The sequence below is a fragment of the Pseudomonas sp. A-RE-22 genome (genome assembly GCF_019956035.1).
Taxonomy (GTDB): domain Bacteria; phylum Pseudomonadota; class Gammaproteobacteria; order Pseudomonadales; family Pseudomonadaceae; genus Aquipseudomonas; species Aquipseudomonas brassicacearum.
Map to the genome: position 1 here is coordinate 1 of NZ_JAHBCZ010000051.1, position 18,356 is coordinate 18,356.

At 60.8% G+C, this 18,356-nt stretch carries 16 protein-coding genes; 12 read left to right on the plus strand and 4 right to left on the minus strand.

Annotation, left to right across the window (positions count from 1 at the left end; all coding sequences use genetic code 11):
- The first annotated feature begins 165 nt into the window (after nt 1–165).
- On the plus strand, nt 166–1,125 hold the full coding sequence (locus tag KGA89_RS22775; protein ID WP_223472609.1) for a MerR family transcriptional regulator: 960 nt from the start codon (nt 166–168) through the stop codon (nt 1,123–1,125).
- 54 nt (nt 1,126–1,179) lie between these two features.
- On the opposite strand, the gene KGA89_RS22780 is transcribed toward KGA89_RS22775, so the two are convergent.
- Nucleotides 1,180–1,785 carry a hypothetical protein gene (locus KGA89_RS22780; RefSeq protein ID WP_223472610.1) on the minus strand — a complete coding sequence of 202 codons (606 nt, stop codon included), beginning with the start codon at nt 1,783–1,785 and terminating at the stop codon, nt 1,180–1,182.
- A 54-nt stretch (nt 1,786–1,839) separates the two neighbouring features.
- Complete coding sequence (locus KGA89_RS22785; protein WP_223472611.1) at nt 1,840–2,313, minus strand: PAS domain-containing protein; 474 nt, start codon at nt 2,311–2,313, stop codon at nt 1,840–1,842.
- 153 nt (nt 2,314–2,466) lie between these two features.
- Here KGA89_RS22785 and KGA89_RS22790 point away from each other — a divergent pair, with 153 nt between their 5' ends.
- From KGA89_RS22790 to KGA89_RS22805, 4 genes are all read left to right on the plus strand, one after another.
- Nucleotides 2,467–2,922, plus strand: coding sequence for a flavodoxin (locus KGA89_RS22790; RefSeq protein ID WP_223472612.1), 456 nt, complete (start codon nt 2,467–2,469; stop codon nt 2,920–2,922).
- 133 nt (nt 2,923–3,055) lie between these two features.
- Entirely contained in the window at nt 3,056–3,838 is a 783-nt protein-coding gene (locus KGA89_RS22795; protein ID WP_223472613.1) for a class II aldolase/adducin family protein, read from the plus strand.
- Nucleotides 3,838–4,740: an alpha/beta fold hydrolase gene (locus tag KGA89_RS22800; protein WP_223472619.1), complete on the plus strand. Its 903-nt coding sequence runs from the start codon at nt 3,838–3,840 to the stop codon at nt 4,738–4,740. The genes KGA89_RS22795 and KGA89_RS22800 overlap by 1 nt, the downstream gene beginning before the upstream one ends.
- Nucleotides 4,741–4,960: 220 nt before the next feature.
- Entirely contained in the window at nt 4,961–5,872 is a 912-nt protein-coding gene (locus KGA89_RS22805; RefSeq protein WP_053181805.1) for an SDR family oxidoreductase, read from the plus strand.
- A 44-nt stretch (nt 5,873–5,916) separates the two neighbouring features.
- On the opposite strand, the gene KGA89_RS22810 is transcribed toward KGA89_RS22805, so the two are convergent.
- Nucleotides 5,917–6,681, minus strand: a complete 765-nt coding sequence (locus tag KGA89_RS22810; protein ID WP_223472614.1) for an N-acetylmuramoyl-L-alanine amidase — start codon at nt 6,679–6,681, stop codon at nt 5,917–5,919.
- A 656-nt stretch (nt 6,682–7,337) separates the two neighbouring features.
- Here KGA89_RS22810 and KGA89_RS22815 point away from each other — a divergent pair.
- The 4 genes from KGA89_RS22815 to KGA89_RS22830 all read left to right on the plus strand — a co-directional run bounded on the left by KGA89_RS22815 (nt 7,338) and on the right by KGA89_RS22830 (nt 14,031).
- Nucleotides 7,338–9,131: a DUF1302 domain-containing protein gene (locus KGA89_RS22815; protein WP_223472615.1), complete on the plus strand. Its 1,794-nt coding sequence runs from the start codon at nt 7,338–7,340 to the stop codon at nt 9,129–9,131.
- Nucleotides 9,132–9,153: 22 nt separating this feature from the next.
- Nucleotides 9,154–10,521, plus strand: a complete 1,368-nt coding sequence (locus tag KGA89_RS22820; RefSeq protein WP_003205434.1) for a DUF1329 domain-containing protein — start codon at nt 9,154–9,156, stop codon at nt 10,519–10,521.
- 300 nt (nt 10,522–10,821) lie between these two features.
- Nucleotides 10,822–13,371, plus strand: coding sequence for a LuxR C-terminal-related transcriptional regulator (locus tag KGA89_RS22825; protein ID WP_223472616.1), 2,550 nt, complete (start codon nt 10,822–10,824; stop codon nt 13,369–13,371).
- Nucleotides 13,372–13,635: 264 nt separating this feature from the next.
- Nucleotides 13,636–14,031 (plus strand): hypothetical protein, encoded by a 396-nt coding sequence (locus KGA89_RS22830; protein ID WP_050516632.1) that lies wholly within the window; start codon nt 13,636–13,638, stop codon nt 14,029–14,031.
- On the opposite strand, the gene KGA89_RS22835 is transcribed toward KGA89_RS22830, so the two are convergent.
- Nucleotides 13,996–14,817, minus strand: coding sequence for an IclR family transcriptional regulator (locus tag KGA89_RS22835; protein WP_003205431.1), 822 nt, complete (start codon nt 14,815–14,817; stop codon nt 13,996–13,998). The genes KGA89_RS22830 and KGA89_RS22835 overlap by 36 nt on opposite strands.
- Before the next feature lie 151 nt (nt 14,818–14,968).
- Here KGA89_RS22835 and hmgA point away from each other — a divergent pair, with 151 nt between their 5' ends.
- Genes hmgA through maiA form a run of 3 tightly spaced genes read left to right on the plus strand, consistent with a single transcriptional unit; the run spans nt 14,969 to nt 18,230 of the window.
- Entirely contained in the window at nt 14,969–16,273 is a 1,305-nt protein-coding gene (gene hmgA, locus KGA89_RS22840) for a homogentisate 1,2-dioxygenase (RefSeq protein ID WP_013694190.1), read from the plus strand.
- A gap of 3 nt (nt 16,274–16,276) precedes the next feature.
- Nucleotides 16,277–17,581, plus strand: coding sequence for a fumarylacetoacetase (gene fahA, locus KGA89_RS22845; protein ID WP_223472617.1), 1,305 nt, complete (start codon nt 16,277–16,279; stop codon nt 17,579–17,581).
- 10 nt (nt 17,582–17,591) lie between these two features.
- Nucleotides 17,592–18,230: a maleylacetoacetate isomerase gene (gene maiA, locus KGA89_RS22850; protein WP_003205425.1), complete on the plus strand. Its 639-nt coding sequence runs from the start codon at nt 17,592–17,594 to the stop codon at nt 18,228–18,230.
- Nucleotides 18,231–18,356: the final 126 nt, after the last annotated feature.

The following is an 18,356-nucleotide window of genomic DNA, read 5'->3' on the forward strand; positions in this document are numbered from 1 at the left end:
CCCCGGGGTGGTGGGTAGCGTCTGGTCGCCAAAAAACAGGCAAGGATTATTCCCGATTGCGCATAAAACAACAAAACCGCACATCGAGTACGTTTATCCTTGTCATGACATGTCCTGGGAGGGGTAAACTAGGATCCAATTTGCCAGTCGGAATTGCCTGCCAAAATGAGTGTGATCACAGAGGATGGCTTCGTTTTCCAGGCATCAGGTGCCTTGAAGCGGGAAGACCTGTTTCCCATTCGCGAAGTCGCGCGCATGACCGGCGTGAACCCCGTGACCCTGCGCGCCTGGGAGCGGCGCTACGGTTTGATCCAACCTACCCGCACCGAAAGCGGGCATCGCCTGTACTCGTTGGGCGATATTGAAAAAGTGCGCAGCATCCTGGCTTGGATAGAGCGCGGGGTGGCCGTCAGCAAAGTGGGAAAGATCCTGGCGAAGACCGAGTCGGTGCAACCGGTCTCCACGCTGATTTCCTCCGATCTGGTCAGGGCCGATCACGCCCGCTGGCAACAACAGGTGGCGGACGCGGTTAGCAACTTTGACGATGTGGACCTGGATCGCGTCTACGGGCAGGTCTTTTCCACCTATACCGTGCCAATCGTCTTCCAGGACATCCTGATGCCGCTTTGGCGACAGCTATTGCAACGCCAGCAGACGTTCGGGCAAGCCAGCGAATGGGTGTTTCTTGATGGTTTCCTGCGTTCGCGCATCATCCAGCGGCTCTTGCTCAAGCGCGAAGGTGCGTCGCCGCGTGTCCTGGTCTGCGCGATTGCCGACCATTGCCATGAACTGGAGTTGCTGGTCACGGCGCTGTTCCTGTCCAAGGCGGATGTAGGCGTCAGGTTGTTGTCGATCGGCCTGCCGTTCGAGGAACTGATCCTGGTGTGCCAGAAGATCCAGCCGGTGGCATTGGTGCTGGTTTCCAATCATGCGCCGGCCCCAGATTTGCCCAAGCGCCTGGGCAAGTTGGCGATGAGCCTGGATTGTCCGTTGATGCTGGCCGGTGATGCATCCGATCTGGCACAGGAGAGCCTGGTTGGATCGTCGATCGGGTGCCTGGGGAGTGAGAGGGCAGTTATGCGCCAGCGCCTGCGTCAATTCATTGCGGGCAATCTGGATACCTGAATGGAGTGTCCTGTATCACCTTGTCAAAAAGAAACGTATTTGCGAAACAGGACACTAGAGATGCATGGTCGGATGGGTCAGGCGATGTTGCTGCAGGATGTACTGGCGCAGGCGCTCCGTCTCGTCCTGGTCATTCTGGTTCAGGTGGTAGGCAAACAGGCCGCGATCGGTTTCCCGTTCGAAGCTGCCTCGCAACGAAATTCTCTCGTAGCCTGATGGGCTGAACCACAAGGCAAACTGCTTCGGCGGTTTGGTTCGACTGCGGTTCTCTACCAATACGCCTTTGCAGGAGACTTCGTGGACCCACAGCGGTCCCGGCTGACCCTTGATATTTTCCAGCGCCACCGGCTCTTCGAGCGCCAGGCGCCATGGGCGTATCTTCGGTCCGTCCTCGTAGATGCTCGGCACACCCAGGCGCAGGTGCATCGCATGGAATTCGTCTTCCACCAGATGCAGCGGAAAGGTCATCTGCTGGTTTTCAAAATTGGCTTGCAGCGTAACCTGCTCATTTGCCGCCAGACGTGTCAGCAAGTCACGGATCTGCGACCCACCGTTTACCAGCAAGCTCGACGTGACATCCCGCTCGTTCAACTGCGGGTTGTGTTGCATGGTCCGGATGAAATCCAGTTCATCCTGCGTCAGGAGGGCATCGCGCTGCATGATCTGCTCGAAATGATAATTTACGTGTTCACTGGTGATTGTAGTGACTGACCATTAATTCGTGGGTTTGTTTGAACCGTTCGTCGCTTCGAGCCGGGCAATGGTCTCCCGTGCGTCGGCCAGCTCCTTTTCCAGCTGGGCGACGCGTTGTTGAGCCTTGACCTGGGTCGTGACGTCTTTTTGCACACCCACGAAATAGGTATGCCCGTCAGCCTGGTTTTTTACCGTGGACAGTGACAACTCATTCCAGAACGGCGTGCCGTCCTTGCGGTAATTGCGCAGCACCTCACGACAGGCACCGCCCTCTTTCAAGGCTTTGCGAATGGGCTCCAGCGAAGGCTGGTCTCGATCACCCGATTGCAGGAACCGGCAGTCCTGATAAAGGATTTCGTCGCGGTGATAACCAGTCAATCGTTCGAAGGCCGGGTTCACGTAGATCAGGATATTGTCTTCACCTTCTTTTTCGGCGATGACAATCCCGTCGTTCGAAGCATTGATGACCAGTTGCATCAGTTGAGCGTTGATCATGGGGAGAACCCTTTGAACATCCTTGTAGGATCAGCATTCTAAAAGAAATCGATAGGCTGTCCACTGGCCATTAGGGCCGTTGAGAGCCATTCGCAGCCGGACAGGTGCAACTGTTACTATTCCGGCTCTTTTTTCAGGTTCAGGATCAGATTGATGAAAGTCGCCATTCTTTCCGGCTCGGTGTATGGCACCGCCGAAGAAGTCGCCCGGCACGCCGCCAAACTGCTTCGCGAGGCAGGTTTCGAAGCCTGGCACGACCCGCGTGCGACCCTGGCAGATGTGCAGGCATTCGCACCAGAGGCCGTGCTGGCAGTGACTTCCACCACCGGTATGGGGGAGTTGCCGGACAATCTGATGCCGTTGTATTCGGTCATCCGCGACCAGTTGCCCGGATTCTTTCGCGGTTTGCCTGGCGCGGTGATCGGCCTGGGCGACGCCAGCTATGGGGATACCTTCTGCGCCGGTGGCGAGCAGATGTGCGAGCTGTTCGTCGAATTGGGCGTACGCGAGGTGCTGCCGATGCTGCGTCTGGATGCCAGCGAAAGCGTCACGCCGGAAACCGACGCCGAGCCATGGCTCGCTGAGTTGATCGATACGTTGCGCGCTTGAAGCGGATGCGCTGACTCGTTCGGCCAGTAAGCTGGCTGCCAATGCAACTACCGCCTCTGAAAGAGCTGACTAGACTGATTTTCTTGCGTACGACGTTTCGATCGAGACATATAAGAAACCAGAGGTCAGAGCCGTGAGCGTAGCGCCCCTCCAAACGACACTCAGCATCAAGGATCAGGTCAGTGCGGCCGAATGGCAAACCCGGGTGGACCTTGCCGCCTGTTATCGGCTTGTCGCGCTGCATGGTTGGGATGACCTGATCTTCACCCATATTTCCGCAAAGGTTCCCGGTACCGAGGATTTCCTGATCAACCCGTTCGGGATGATGTTCCATGAAATCACCGCCTCGAGCCTGGTCAAGGTCGATCAGGCCGGCAACAAGTTGATGGACAGCCCCTACGAGATCAACCCGGCCGGCTACACCATCCACAGCGCGGTGCATGAGGTGCGCCATGATGTGGCCTGTGTGTTGCACACCCACACGGCAGCCGGCGTGGCGGTATCGGCCCAGAAGCAGGGGGTGCTGCCGATCAGCCAGCAATCGCTGTTCGTGCTGTCGAGCCTGGCCTATCACGCCTACGAAGGGGTGGCCTTGAATCACGAAGAAAAGGCTCGCCTGCAGGCGGACCTGGGCGAGAGCAACTTCCTGATGCTGCACAACCATGGCTTGCTGACCTGCGGCGGGACCATCGCCGATACTTTCCTGATGATGTTCACCTTTCAACGGGCCTGTGACATCCAGGTCCTGGCGCAGAGCGGCGGGGCCGAGCTGATTGCCATCGAACCGCAGATCCTGGCTGGCGCCCGGGCGATGATCGCCGGGGTGACCAAAAGCGCCCAGGGCATGGGCGGCGCGTTGGCCTGGCCGGCTTTATTGCGCAAGCTCGATCAACAAGATGCCGGGTATAGAAGTTGATTGCTCTGGCCCAGATTCCCCTGCGTATCTGGCGCCAGCGCAGCCAGATCTTCATGTTCCGTGGCCATGCCATCCGTTACTGGGTGGCCGGGCAGGGCGAGCCGCTGCTGCTGATCCACGGTTTTCCCACCGCCAGCTGGGATTGGCATTACCTGTGGCAACCGTTGGCGCAACGCTACCGGGTGATCGCGTGTGACATGCTCGGTTTCGGCGACTCCGCCAAACCGACGGATCACGTCTACAGCCTGCTGGAGCAAGCCGATCTGCAACAGGCCTTGCTGGCGCACCTGAATGTGAGGGGCGTGCTGCATGTGCTGGCCCACGATTACGGTGACAGCGTGGCCCAGGAGCTGCTGGCGCGGCATTACGAAGCACGCATCCACCTCGCCAGTTGTGTCTTTCTCAATGGCGGCCTGTTCCCGGAAACCCATCGTCCGGTCTGGGCCCAGAAACTCTTGCTCAGCCCCCTGGGCTGGCTGCTGGGGCGGGCGTTCTCCCGGGAAAGCCTGGTCAGTAGCTTTCGGCGTATTTTCGGTCCCAGGACCGGCCCCACTGAAAGCGAACTGGATGATTTCTGGAGCCTGATAGAAGCCCATCGTGGCCCGCGGATCATGCACAAGCTCATCGCCTATATTCCCGAACGCCGCGTGCAGCGTGATCGTTGGGTGCAGGCGATGCGGCGCGGCGACGTGCCGTTGCGGGTGATTGACGGCGCGGTCGACCCGATTTCCGGTGAACACATGGTGGCGCGCTACGAGGCACTGATCCCGAACCCGGACACGGTGTTGTTGCCCGACATCGGTCATTACCCACACACCGAGGCGCCGGTGCAGGTGCTCCAGCATTACCTGGCGTTTCGCGAAGCCATCGTCGCGCCGCGCAGACAAATGGCCTGTTCATGACGACACCCTGTGGGAGCGAGCTTGTGTGGGAGCGAGCTTGTGTGGGAGCGAGCTTGCTCGCGATAGCGGCGCCGGAAATCGAATGTGCCGCCGTGGCCTGGGCCTGCATCATCCCCTCACCTTATCGGCCACCATTCACTTGCAACCGTGTTGATTGTGACCGGCCAACTTGTGCCGGACACTCGTGCCCATTGTCCTGTCCGCCTGCTGGAGTTCTGCCATGAGTGAGTCTGTGCGCTTCGAAGATAAAGTCGTGATCGTCACGGGAGCCGGCGGGGGCCTGGGCCGCGCCCATGCGCTGCTGTTCGCCAGACAAGGCGCGAAAGTGCTGGTCAACGACCTTGGCGGCTCGGCTCAAGGGGAAGGGGCCAACGCCTCGGCAGCAGACCGGGTGGTCGCCGAAATCCGCGAGGCGGGTGGCATCGCCGAGGCCAACCACGACTCGGTGACCGATGGCGACAAACTGGTACAAAATGCCCTCGACGCGTTCGGCCGCGTCGATGTGGTGGTCAACAACGCCGGGATCCTGCGGGACAAGACGTTCCACAAAATGGACGACGCCGATTGGGACCTGGTCTACCGCGTCCACGTCGAGGGCGCCTACAAGGTGACCCGCGCCGCGTGGCCGCACCTGCGTGAGCAAAACTACGGGCGGGTGATCTTCACTGCTTCCACCTCCGGCATCTACGGCAACTTTGGCCAATCCAACTACGGCATGGCCAAGCTCGGCCTTTATGGCCTGACGCGGACCCTGGCCATCGAAGGCCGCAAGAACAACATCCTGGTCAATGCCATCGCTCCCACCGGCGGCACGCGCATGACCGAAGGCCTGATCCCGCCGCAGGTGTTCGAACAGCTCAAGCCCGAACTCGTCAGCCCGCTGGTGGTGTACCTGGCCAGTGAGACCTGCCAGGAAACCTCCGGCCTGTTCGAAGTGGGCGGCGGCTGGATGGGCAAGGTGCGCTGGGAGCGCAGCCTGGGGGCGGGCTTCGATCCGCGCAAAGGTTTTTCACCCGAAGACGTCGCCGCCCATTGGCAGCAGATCTGCGACTTCGAAAATGCCGTACACCCGAACGACAACCTGGAAGCGCTGAAGGAAATGATGGCGAATCTGCAACGCCACGCCATTTAGGTTTCATTGCCCGGGCCGGTTGCCGTCAGCCGCGACAACCGTGCTCATGGGCAATACTTTTTCACCAAGGCCGCCAGGTTCGCGGCGGTCTCAATATCCATCACCCCGTCATATCTGGCCGGACGGAAGTGCAACTGGAAGGCGCGCACCAGGCGCTGGAAACCTGTGTCCGTCGTGGCGGCCGACGTGTCATAGCCATACTTCTTGAACAGTCCAAGTTGTTGTTCACGAGTCGGCAATCCGTTGCCTTGATACAACTCCCTGTACGCCTTCTGCGTGGGCTCATGAAACCAGGCGCCGATGCCTTTGGCGTACAACGCCTGCCAGGGAAACATCGGGCCCGGGTCGCTTTTCCTGCCAGCGGCAATGTCCGAATGCCCCACCACATTGACGGGGCTGATGTCGGGATAACGCTTGAGGATGTCCAGCGCCAGGACTTCGATCGCCTCGATCTGCCGGGATTGATACGGCGGGAAGCTGAACTGCCCTTGGTTATCGGTGGCGCGATTGACGATTTCAATGCCAATCGAAGTGTCATTCAGATTGGTTCGTCCACCCCAACTGCTCACTCCTGCGTGCCAGGCGCGCTGGTTTTCGTCCACCAGGTTGAAAATCTGTTGGTCGTTGAAACCCGCGTTCAAATAGCTTGGGTCGGTGATGTCCGGAATCAAGTAGTGGGCACTGACGGAGGCGCCGGTCAGCGCGTTGACGGAGGATGAGAAGTTAGCTGCGGTGTAATGGAAAACCAGGAAACGAATTCGGCTGTTGTAGCCTTTTTTTGATCGATAGCTGTTGTAGTTGATTGGCATCGTGGAAACTTCACTAAGTTAAAATCGAAGCAGAATGCTGCGACTGACTTTCAGCCTACCAGTGGATTTTTCATGGGCTTGTAGTGAGTTTCCTGCTTTGTTGTAGGAGCAGGCATTTGGATGTCTAGGAATTGATTGTTCATAGAAGTAAGAAGGTAGAAGCGATTCTTGGATAACTAAACAACCGCCTGAAAAACTCATCCGGGGAAAATAAACCACATAAAAAAGGCCGCTGCAAAAAGCAGCGGCCTAAGCGTGACGTTGCAAAGGAGCTACAAACCAACGTCGGTAAACACGGGATGATGGACCGAGACGCCAATCCATCCGAAGACGGTGTGCCAGGCATGAGGGATGCCATGAGGCTGTGCTTGCAGGCCCGTTACCCTGAAAGCCCGGCCAGCATAGGCATCGAGCCTTGCGGGAAACAGCCCGGATCCGGACATGCACCGTTGCAGGGCGCGTAACAGTCGAATACTGGGCATGAGTATGCGCGGCGCTGATGACCCATCATCCAGTCCATCCATGCACGGCGCAAAGGCCCGTCCCGCATGGGCTGTAATCCTTTTTAGGTACAGCGCGAATACCTCCTTGGTGCGCTTATCGCCCATGGCGCGCGGCAGTAGGGTGAAGCCTCTGTCACTCACCGGGGAAGACGCATGACAACAATAACAATGCGCGCCATCTTCAAGCCGCAGGCGCTGGCCGTCGCGGTGGCCTTGGGTTGCTGTGCCCAGGCGCAGGCCGTTTCATTCAACATTGGCGAGATCGAGGGTCAGTTCGATTCGTCGTTGTCCGTGGGCGCAAGCTGGGGCATGCGCGATGCCGACAAGGACCTGGTTGGCACGGTCAACGGCGGTCGCGGCCAATCCTCCACCGGTGATGATGGGCGGCTGAATTTCAAGAAAGGCGAGACCTTTTCCAAAATCTTCAAAGGCCTGCACGACCTCGAACTCAAGTACGGCGATACCGGCGTGTTCGTGCGCGGCAAGTACTGGTATGACTTCGAGCTAAAGGACGAGAACCGCGAGTTCAAGGACATCAGCGACAGCAATCGCAAGGAAGGCGCCAAGTCCTCAGGGGCGCAGATTCTCGATGCTTTTGTCTATCACAACTATTCCATCGCCGATTTGCCGGGCACCGTGCGCGCCGGCAAGCAGGTGGTCAGTTGGGGGGAAAGTACCTTCATCGGCAACTCGATCAACAGCATCAACCCGGTGGACGTGTCCGCGTTCCGTCGTCCCGGTGCGGAGATCAAGGAGGGTCTGATCCCGGTGAACATGCTGTTCGCCTCCCAGGGCCTGACCGACAAGCTCACCGTCGAAGGTTTCTACCAGTTGGAGTGGGACCAGACGGTTGTGGATAACTGCGGCACCTTCTTCGGCAATGACGTGGTGGCCGATGGTTGCACCAGTGGCTACACCGTGGGCAGCCCGGCGATTGCGCCGTTCGTGCCATTGACCCGGGCATTCGGCCAGGAGATCCAGGTGTCCAGCGAAGGGGTGATCGTTCCCCGTGGCGGTGACCGCGACGCCCGTGACTCCGGCCAGTGGGGCACGGCGTTGCGCTGGCTCGGCGATGACACCGAATACGGCCTGTACTTCATGAACTACCACAGCCGCACGCCTACCGTCGGGACCACCACGGCGGGGCTCTCGACGCTGGCGGCGTTGCCGGGCATGGTTACGACCGCCAACCGCCTGGCCCCCGGCAGCGGTGCGGGTCTGGCGCAAAGCGTGATGCTGGGCCGCGGTGGGTACTACCTTGAATACCCGGAAGACATCCGCCTGTACGGCGCCAGTTTCTCCACGACGTTGCCCACTGGCACCGCCTGGACCGGGGAAATCAGCTACCGCCCCAACGCACCGGTGCAGATCAATACCAACGACCTGACCCTGGCCCTGGTCAATCCGATTGCCGGTGGCGCGGCGTCGCCCATCGCGACCACGCCGGGTGCAGACAACACCGGCTATCGGCGCAAGGAAATCACCCAAGTCCAGAGCACCCTGACGCATTTTGTCGATCAGGTACTGGGCGCCGAACGCCTGACCCTGGTGGGCGAGGCGGCAGTGGTGCATGTCGGCGGGCTGGAGTCCAAGGACAAGCTGCGTTACGGCCGCGATTCGGTCTACGGCCAGTATGGCTTCCGAGGTGACACCGATGGTTTTGTCACTTCGACTTCCTGGGGCTACCGCGCCCGGGCGATTCTCGACTACGCCAACGTGATCGGTGGTGTGAACTTCAAGCCCAACGTGTCCTGGTCTCACGATGTGGCCGGCTACGGCCCCAATGGCTTGTTCAACGAAGGCGCCAAGGCTATCAGCGTCGGTGTCGATGCCGACTACCGCAATACCTACACCGCCAGCCTGAGCTACACCGACTTTTTTGGCGGCGATTATAACGTTCTCGAAGACCGCGACTTCCTCGCGTTGAGCTTCGGCGTGAACTTCTGATCTGGCTGACAAGGAAAACCCAATGCGCAAGATGATCCTGCAATGCGGTGCCCTGGCCCTGAGCCTGCTGGCCGCGAACGTGATGGCGGCGGTCTCGCCGGATGAAGCGAATAAACTGGGTACCAGCCTTACGCCGTTGGGCGCGGAAAAAGCCGGCAATGCCGATGGCTCGATTCCGGCCTGGACCGGCGGTATCCCGAAAAACGCCGGTGCCGTGGACAGCAAGGGCTTTTTGGCCGATCCGTTCGCCAATGAAAAACCGCTGTTCACCATCACCGCCGCGACCGTGGACAAGTACAAGGACAAGCTGTCCGAAGGCCAGGTCGCGATGTTCAAGCGCTACCCGGAAACCTACAAGATCCCGGTCTATCCGACCCACCGCAGCGTGGGCCTGCCGCCGGAAATCTACGAGTCGGCCAAGCGCAGCGCCCTCAACGTGAACGCCATCAACGACGGCAATGGCCTGGCCAATTTCACTGGCAACCGCTACTACGCCTTCCCGCTTCCCAAGAGCGGCGTGGAAGTGCTCTGGAACCACGTCACCCGTTACCACGGCGGCAACTTGCGGCGCATCATCACCCAGGCTACGCCGCAGACCAATGGCAGCTTCACGCCGATCCGCTTTGAAGAAGAAATTGCCGTGCCGTTCCTGATCAAGGATGCCGACCCGGAGAAGGCCAGCAACGTATTGACCTATTTCAAGCAGGAGGTGACTGCGCCGGCGCGCCTGGCCGGCAACGTACTGTTGGTGCATGAGACCCTCGACCAAGTGAAGGAACCGCGCCTGGCCTGGATCTACAACGCCGGCCAGCGCCGGGTGCGTCGTGCCCCGCAAGTGGCTTACGACGGCCCGGGCACCGCCGCCGACGGGTTGCGCACCTCCGACAACTTCGACCTGTTTTCCGGTGCACCGGACCGCTACGACTGGAAGCTGGTCGGCAAAAAGGAAATGTACATCCCGTACAACAGCTACAAGCTCGATTCGCCAAGCCTCAAGTACGACGATGTGATCAAGGCCGGCCACATCAACCAGGACCTGACTCGCTATGAATTGCACCGGGTCTGGGAAGTGGTCGGCACGGTCAAGCCTAGCGAGCGGCACATCTATGCCAAGCGCCACATGTACTTCGACGAGGACAGCTGGCAGGCGGCGCTGGTGGATCACTACGACGGTCGCGGCCAACTGTGGCGGGTGGCCGAAGGTCATGCCCAGTTCTACTACGACCATCAGAACCCGGGCTACACCCTCGAGGCGCTCTACGACATCATCGCCGGCCGCTACATCGCCCTGGGCATGAAGAACGAAGAGAAGCACAGCTACGAGTACGGCTTCGAGGCCAGGGCCGCCGACTACACGCCGGCAGCGCTGCGTTCGACCGGGGTTCGGTAAGGTCTGACTGTTGGAAAGATAACTGTGGCAAAGGGATTTATCTGTGGGAGCAAGGCTTGCCCGCGATGGCCGCACCGCTGTTCGAAAGCTGAACCGCGTTATCGTTCATCGCGGGCAAGCCTTGCTCCCACAGTGAATCCTTTCCCCACAAGGTTGTGCCTGACTTGATGATCGTGATCGACCGGCAGCGCCCCTGCCGGTCGTTTTTTTATGGGCGCCAATCAGCGCGCTGAATACTTCTCCAAAGCTCGGCGACACAGGACTAGGGTGGTGAGATAACAATAAACAGGATCTGCACACATGACCGCCATGACCCCGTGTCCGGACCGTCCAGGATTGTTGCCTCGCCTGTCCTCGACGCACGTGCCGCGGCGGTCCCTGAGCGAGCCGCTGCTGACGTCCGAAGCGCGAGTAAAACTGCTTTGCGCGCCAGCGGGCAGTGGCAAGAGTGCATTGTTCGCCGAGTGCTTCCTGCAGGCTCCCGCCGGGTGTCGGCTGCATTGGTTGCCACTGGGGGGCGCGGCGTTGAGCACGGTGCAAATGTGCGAGCGCCTGGCCCAGGCCCTCGGGCTGCCGATGCTCGATGAAGCGGGACTGCTGGCCCACCTGGCGCGTTTGCAGACACCCACGTGGTTGTTCCTGGATGACTACTGCCGAGTGCCGAATCCCGAACTGGACCAGTTGCTCGACCGTCTGTTGAACACCAGCAGTCCGGCGTTGCACCTGTGGCTGAATAGCCGCCGCCGTCCCCACTGCAACTGGCCGCGACTGTTGCTCGATGACGAGTTGCACGAGTTCGATGCGCAGGCGTTGTTCTTCACCCCCGACGATGTCCTGCCATTGCTGCGTCATCTGCCCGGTCCCCAGGCTGCCCGGACTGCCCACGAGGTGATCCAGCGCAGTGGCGGCTGGTGTGCCGGGGTGCGCATCACGCTGTTGGAGCGTTGCGAATGGGCGCGCAGTCATGCAACGCCGGGACGGCCGGGGACCTTGGTCGACTACCTGGAGTACGAATTGTTCAGCACGCTGACCCCGGATCTGGCGCAGGCCTGGCGTGTGCTGGCGCATCTGCCGCGCTTCAATGCCCGGCTGTGCGAGCATCTGTTCGGCGACACCGTGGGCGCGCAATGCTTGCCCTTGCTACTGGACCTGGGATGTTTCATCGAGCCATGGGAGCAGACGTCGGACTGGTTGCAGATTTTTCCGGCCCTGGCCCGGCTGGTACGTGAAGAACCCTGGCCGCAGGGGCGTTCCTGGCATCGACGGGCCTGCCAGTGGTTTGCTGCCGAGCAGGATTGGCAAATGGCGTTCGAGCAAGCCATGTTGGCCGAGGAGTTCGAGACTGCCGTCAGTTTCTTGCAGCATTTGAGCTTCGAGCACGTCTTGCAGCGTCGCAACGTGGTGCTGTTGCTGGGCCTGCACGATCAACAAGGCGAAGCGCTGACCCTCTGTACGCCGCAATCGGTGGGGTTGGTCACCGCTGCGCTGTTGTTCGCCGGACGCTTCGACCAGGCGTCGACGTGCATCGAGCAACTGGCCAGGTTCATGCCGCAGCCTTCGGCCTGCCAGCAGCGACAGCTGCTGGCCAGGTGGCAGGTCTTGCGAGGCTGGTTGCTGCGCCTCTCGGGCGATGGCGAACAGGCGCGCGAGCACTTCCTCCAGGCCCAGGCCAGCCTGGACCCCGAGGCCTGGGCCCAACGGGTGCTGTGCCTGGGTGGGCTCACGCAGCAGGCGCTGCTTGAAGGCGAACTGGCTTCTGCGCATCGGATCAACCGCCAGGCGCTGTGCCTGGCGCGTGCGCAAGGTTCACTGGTATTCGAAGGATTGCTGGAACTGGACCACGCCCAAGTCCTGGAACAACGTGGCGCGCCTCACCGGGCCGATCATCTGCTGGCCGCCGTCCAGGCGCTGCTGGATAAACCAGGCCAGGACTTTTCCCCGCTGTTGGGGCGTATCGCCCTGCGGCGCGGGCGCCTGGCATTGCGCATGGGGTTTGAAGAGCGCGCCGCCGAGCAGTTTCAAACGGGCCTGGAAACGGGCCTGCACAGCCTGGACAAACAAGTGCTCTATGGCTTTCTCGGCAAGGCCAGCCTGGCTGCCAACCAGGGCGACTATGGCGAGGCCTTCATGCAACTGCGCGATGCCGAGCGGATCATGCAGCAGCGGCACATCCCCGACACCGTTTACCGTGGTGTGTTGCTGCAAACCAGCTGCCAGTTCTGGCTGCAACAGGGGCGGGCGGAACTGGCCCATGAAGCCTTGACCCGCGTCTTGCGCCATTTTCACGGGCCGCAGGCCAAGCATGCGCCTCCCGCGACCCTGGAATTGATTGCACGACTTGAATACCTGCTGGTGCTGGCCGAGGTTTACCTGCAGCGGGCACAGGAGCCGCAGGCGCGCCTGCAAGCCATGATCGCCCGGGCACAGCAGAGTGAAATGCACAGCCTGGAAACCGAACTGCAGCTGGTGTTGACGGAGGTTGTCTGGTTGTCCGGCGATCGCTCCCAGGCCCGGATACTCCTGCAAGAAGGGCTCAAGCGAGTCACTTGCTGGCGGGCCCAGCAAGCCTTGTGCGAGCTGCGCTTGCGTCAGCCGGAGCTGGTACGTTGGGCACAATCGGCAGAGCAGGTCGAGCCGCCCGCCAGCGCCGAGGACACCTTGCTCAGTCATCGCGAACTGGAGGTCCTGGAGCTGATTGCGCAAGGTCATTCAAACCAACAGATTGCCGAACGGCTGTTCATTTCGTTGCACACGGTGAAAACCCATGCGCGGCGAATCCACAGCAAGTTGGGCGTGCAGCGGCGTACGCAGGCAGTGGCAAAAGCCAAGGTCATGGGCGTGATGGGTTAGATGCAATGATTCGACACTTCACGCGCGCTTACACTTGCCTTTTTTACAGTCACGCGCTGGCCTGTGTATAACGGCGAGACTGAAGTTCAAGCCTAAGTTGCGTCTTCAGTTGAATCGAGATGCCGCGCTGTTGTATCAGCCGCACAATCAATAACGGCCCGGACAGGAAGTTCGAGGCGATGAAATGACAAGGATGCCTTATGAATACTCCGTTGTTTTCTTCCCACTCTGAAAGACTCCGAGGACCGGGTCAGGACGCTGGACTTGATAGCGTTTGAGACAATCGTCACGGACATTGTTGCAAGTTTGACGGACAAGCCTGCAATGGATTTATCCCCGCGTCCCCTCAGGCCCTTGTCCGTCGAGGATGTGCACGGGGCATTGAAAGTCCACGTGCCCAACGTCGATCCGGATGGCGTGTACGTGACCAGTTTTATTGCGCACGGCCCCGGCAAGCGCATGGTGTCGTCGTCCGAGCAACTGATTGAGTATCTATTGGGCCACTTCAGGAATGATGTGATTCCCTATCACTCCAAGGGCCGTCACCAGGGGATTTATACCGTTCCCTTCAGCGGCGAAGAGCGTTATCTCCATCCGCAACTGATCACCTCTCACCTGAATGATTTAGTGATCAGGATTGTCCCGGATTTGCTGGGCTGATCCCGGACTCGCTTCATACCCCATCCGCCAACTCACGGCCCGGGTCGCCGCCAACAGGCGTTGCGCCGCCGGGCCGTCTTCGTCGGCGTGGAACAGCGAGGTCGGTCCCACGATCGTCATCACCGCTTTCACCTCGCCGACGGCATTGAATACCGGAGCGGACAAGGCATCCACGCCCGGCATCAGCAAGCCATGCACATGGTGCAGGCCGCGACTGCGAATCTGTTCGCACAACGCGGCATAAACGCGATCGTCGGCGAGGGCGTGGTGCTCGGTGCCTTGTACTTCCTGCTCGCGCAAACCGATGGTCTCGCGCTCCGGCAGATAAGCGCTGAACACCAGCCCCGTGGACGAACTGAGCAGTGGCAATACCGAACCCAGTTGCGTCACCACGGTCACGGCCCGCACGGCGGGTTCGATCCGTACCACGGTCGCGCCATGGTTGCCCCACACCGCCAGGAAGCAGGTTTCGTTCAAGTCGTCGCGCAGTTCGGCCAGGGGCAGGGCGGCCACTTGCAGCACGTCCATACCGTTGAGCGCTGCCAGGCCTACGCGCAGGGCCTCGCGGCCCAGGCCATAGTGGTTGGTAGCGGCGTTCTGCTCGGCAAACCCGCTGGCGATCAAGGCCTGCAGATACCGATGAACCTTGCTCGCCGGCATTTGCACGTGTTCGGCCAGCCGCGACAGCGACGTGGAGGGCGACAGTTCGGCCAGGGCCTTGAGGATGTCGGTGCCGACTTCGGCCGAGCGGACTTTCTGTTTACCGTTGCTGAGCGGGGTTTCCATGGAGGCGCAGGGTCCAGAGGCGAATGGGCGTCTTTATAGCTTGACGGTCGCTGTCGAGCAAATTACGTTATGCGTAATCGAATTACGATAAAAATAACCCGGTGCGCCTCAACCACTCCGTTGAGTGACGGGCCGCATTCCTGGAGGCTCCATGAACCTCGATTCCCCAGCGTCGGACCTGGCTTACCAATCAGGCTTGGGCAACGAATTTGCCAGCGAAGCATTGCCCGGCGCACTGCCCGTCGGCCAGAACTCGCCACAGAAAGCCCCGTACGGTCTCTATGCCGAGTTGTTCTCCGGCACGGCGTTCACCATGGCTCGCAGCGAAGCGCGGCGTACCTGGATGTATCGCATCCGGCCGTCGGCCAATCATCCGGCCTTCACCAAGCTCGAACGGCAATTGGCGGGCGGCCCATTGGGCGACGTCACACCCAATCGCCTGCGTTGGAACCCGCTGGAGATCCCCGCCGAGCCCACCGATTTCATCGACGGGCTGGTGTGCATGGCGGCCAATGCCGGTGCGGACAAGCCGGCCGGCATCAGCCTTTATCAGTACCGGGCCAACCGCTCCATGGAGCGGGTATTTTTCAATGCCGACGGTGAATGGCTGATCGTGCCGCAACTGGGACGGCTGCGGATCGCCACCGAGTTAGGCGTGCTGGAACTGGCACCACTGGAAATCGTCGTGCTGCCCCGGGGGCTGAAATTTCGCATTGAACTGCTCGATCCGCAGGCCCGTGGTTACCTCGCCGAAAACCATGGCGCGCCGCTACGCCTGCCGGACCTCGGGCCCATCGGCAGCAATGGCCTGGCGAATCCGCGGGATTTCCTGACTCCGGTCGCCCATTACGAAAACCTCGCGCAACCGACCCCGCTGGTGCAGAAATTCCTCGGTGAGTTGTGGGGGTGCGAGCTGGATCATTCGCCCCTCGACGTGGTGGCCTGGCACGGCAACAACGTGCCGTATAAATATGATCTGCGCCGCTTCAACACCATTGGCACGGTCAGCTTCGATCACCCGGACCCGTCTATTTTCACCGTGTTGACCTCGCCCACCAGCGTCCACGGCCTGGCCAACCTCGATTTCGTGATTTTCCCGCCACGCTGGATGGTGGCAGAGAACACCTTCCGTCCACCGTGGTTCCACCGCAACCTGATGAACGAATTCATGGGCCTGATCCAGGGCGCCTACGATGCCAAGGCCGAAGGTTTCCTACCGGGCGGTGCGTCCTTGCACAGCTGCATGAGTGCCCATGGCCCGGATGGCGAGACCTGTACCAAGGCGATCAACGCCGATCTACAGCCGGCGAAAATCGACAACACCATGGCGTTCATGTTCGAGACCAGCCAGGTGCTGCGTCCAAGTCGTTTCGCCCTGGGCTGCCCGCAACTGCAAACCGACTACGATGCATGTTGGGCCTCGCTGCCTGTCACGTTCGACCCGACCCGGAGATAACCCATGACTCAACTTTCCCCTGCCCGTAGCTGGGTCGCCTGTGCCAACGGCCATGCGGACTTCCCGTTGCAGAACCTGCCATTGGGTATCTTCAGTGTCGATGGCGGTGCCCTGCGCAGCGGCGTGGCGATTGGCGAGCGCATTTTCGATCTGCAGGCGGCGCTGCACGCGGGCTTGTTTGACGGCGCGGCACGCCAGGCTGTCGAAGCCATGGCCGACGGCCAGTTGAATGCATTTTTCGACCTGGGCCGAGGCACCCGGGTTGCCCTGCGTGAACGACTGCTGGAACTGCTGCGCGAGGACAGCCCCCTGCGTGGCAAGGTCGAAGCCCAGGGCGCGAAACTGCTGCTCCTCGCGGCCGACTGCCAGATGCACCTGCCGGCCAGGATCAACGACTACACCGACTTCTACGTCGGTATCGAGCACGCGCAGAATGTCGGCAAGCTGTTCCGCCCCGACAATCCGTTGCTGCCCAACTACAAATACGTCCCCATCGGTTACCACGGTCGCGCCTCGACCATTCGCCCGTCCGGCACCGACGTGCGCCGTCCCAAGGGCCAGACCCTGCCGGCCGGCCAGAGCGAGCCGACCTTCGGCCCGTGTGCGCGGCTGGACTATGAGCTGGAACTGGGCATCTGGATCGGCAAGGGCAATGCCCTGGGCGAACCGATCCCCATCGGCGATGCCGCCGAACACATTGGCGGGTTCTGCCTGCTCAACGACTGGTCGGCCCGGGATATCCAGGCGTGGGAATACCAGCCACTGGGGCCGTTCCTGTCGAAGAGTTTCCTGACCAGTATTTCGCCATGGGTGGTGACGGCTGAAGCCCTGGAACCGTTCCGTCGCCCGCAACCGGCACGCCCGCAAGGCGATCCGCAACCGCTGCCGTATCTGCTGGACAAGCGTGACCAGGCCGGCGGTGCCTTCGACATCGAGCTGGAAGTCCTGTTGCTCACCGAGGCCATGGGCGAGCAAAACCTGCCGGCCCAGCGCCTGACCCTGAGCAACACCCAGTACATGTACTGGACCGTGGCGCAAATGGTTGCGCACCACAGCGTCAACGGTTGCCAGTTGCAGGCCGGCGACCTGTTTGGCTCGGGCACCCTGTCGGGCCCTGAAAACCATCAATTCGGCAGTCTGCTGGAAATCACCGAAGGCGGTAAAAAACCGATCGAACTGGCGTCTGGCGAAGTGCGCCGATTCCTTGAGGACGGTGACGAAATCATCTTGCGGGCCCGTTGCCGCCGCGAGGGTTTCGCGTCCATCGGCTTCGGCGAGTGCCGGGGCAAGATCCTGCCGGCGCGTTGAGGGGCAGGGCATGGAACTCTATACCTACTATCGCTCCACCTCGTCCTATCGGGTGCGCATTGCACTGGCGCTCAAGGGCCTGGATTACCAGGCCCTGCCGGTCAACCTGATCGCTGCGCCTGGGGGCGAGCATCGCCAGCCGGCCTATCTGGCGATCAACCCCCAGGGCCGGGTGCCGGCGCTGCGCACCGATGAGGGCGCGCTGCTGGTGCAATCGCCGGCCATCATCGAATACCTGGAGGAGCGTTATCCACAGGTGCCGCTGCTCAGCGCCGACCTGGCGATGCGCGCCCACGAACGAGGCGTCGCCGCGCTGATCGGTTGCGACATTCACCCCCTGCACAACGTCAGCGTGCTCAACAAACTGCGGCAGTGGGGCCACGATGAAACGCAGGTGACGGAGTGGATCGGCCACTGGATCAGCCAGGGCTTGGCGGCGGTGGAGCAGTTGATTGGCGACGATGGCTATTGCTTCGGTGCAGCGCCGGGGCTGGCGGATGTATACCTGATCCCGCAGTTGTACGCGGCCGAGCGGTTCAATGTTTCGTTGCTGGCGTATCCGCGGATCCGTCGTGTTGCGGCGTTGGCGGCTGGGCATGTGGCGTTCCAACAGGCGCACCCGGCGAAGCAGCCGGATACCCCGGCCTGACATTGATGTAGGCCGTTGCACCGCTATCGCGAGCAAGCTCGCTCCCACATTGGACTGTGACAAGCACAAAACCTGAGTTCAATGCGATCAACTGTGGGAGCGAGCTTGCTCGCGATAGCGATTTAA

Coding starts and splice junctions, on each gene's coding strand:
- KGA89_RS22835 (WP_003205431.1), bottom strand. CDS start 14,817: ATGGAAACCCCGCTCAGCAACGGTAAACAGAAAGTCCGCTCGGCCGAA.
- KGA89_RS22810 (WP_223472614.1), bottom strand. CDS start 6,681: ATGCCAATCAACTACAACAGCTATCGATCAAAAAAAGGCTACAACAGC.
- KGA89_RS22825 (WP_223472616.1), top strand. CDS start 10,822: ATGACCGCCATGACCCCGTGTCCGGACCGTCCAGGATTGTTGCCTCGC.
- KGA89_RS22815 (WP_223472615.1), top strand. CDS start 7,338: ATGACAACAATAACAATGCGCGCCATCTTCAAGCCGCAGGCGCTGGCC.
- KGA89_RS22785 (WP_223472611.1), bottom strand. CDS start 2,313: ATGATCAACGCTCAACTGATGCAACTGGTCATCAATGCTTCGAACGAC.
- KGA89_RS22775 (WP_223472609.1), top strand. CDS start 166: ATGAGTGTGATCACAGAGGATGGCTTCGTTTTCCAGGCATCAGGTGCC.
- KGA89_RS22820 (WP_003205434.1), top strand. CDS start 9,154: ATGCGCAAGATGATCCTGCAATGCGGTGCCCTGGCCCTGAGCCTGCTG.
- KGA89_RS22790 (WP_223472612.1), top strand. CDS start 2,467: ATGAAAGTCGCCATTCTTTCCGGCTCGGTGTATGGCACCGCCGAAGAA.
- fahA (WP_223472617.1), top strand. CDS start 16,277: ATGACTCAACTTTCCCCTGCCCGTAGCTGGGTCGCCTGTGCCAACGGC.
- KGA89_RS22805 (WP_053181805.1), top strand. CDS start 4,961: ATGAGTGAGTCTGTGCGCTTCGAAGATAAAGTCGTGATCGTCACGGGA.
- maiA (WP_003205425.1), top strand. CDS start 17,592: ATGGAACTCTATACCTACTATCGCTCCACCTCGTCCTATCGGGTGCGC.
- hmgA (WP_013694190.1), top strand. CDS start 14,969: ATGAACCTCGATTCCCCAGCGTCGGACCTGGCTTACCAATCAGGCTTG.
- KGA89_RS22780 (WP_223472610.1), bottom strand. CDS start 1,785: ATGCAGCGCGATGCCCTCCTGACGCAGGATGAACTGGATTTCATCCGG.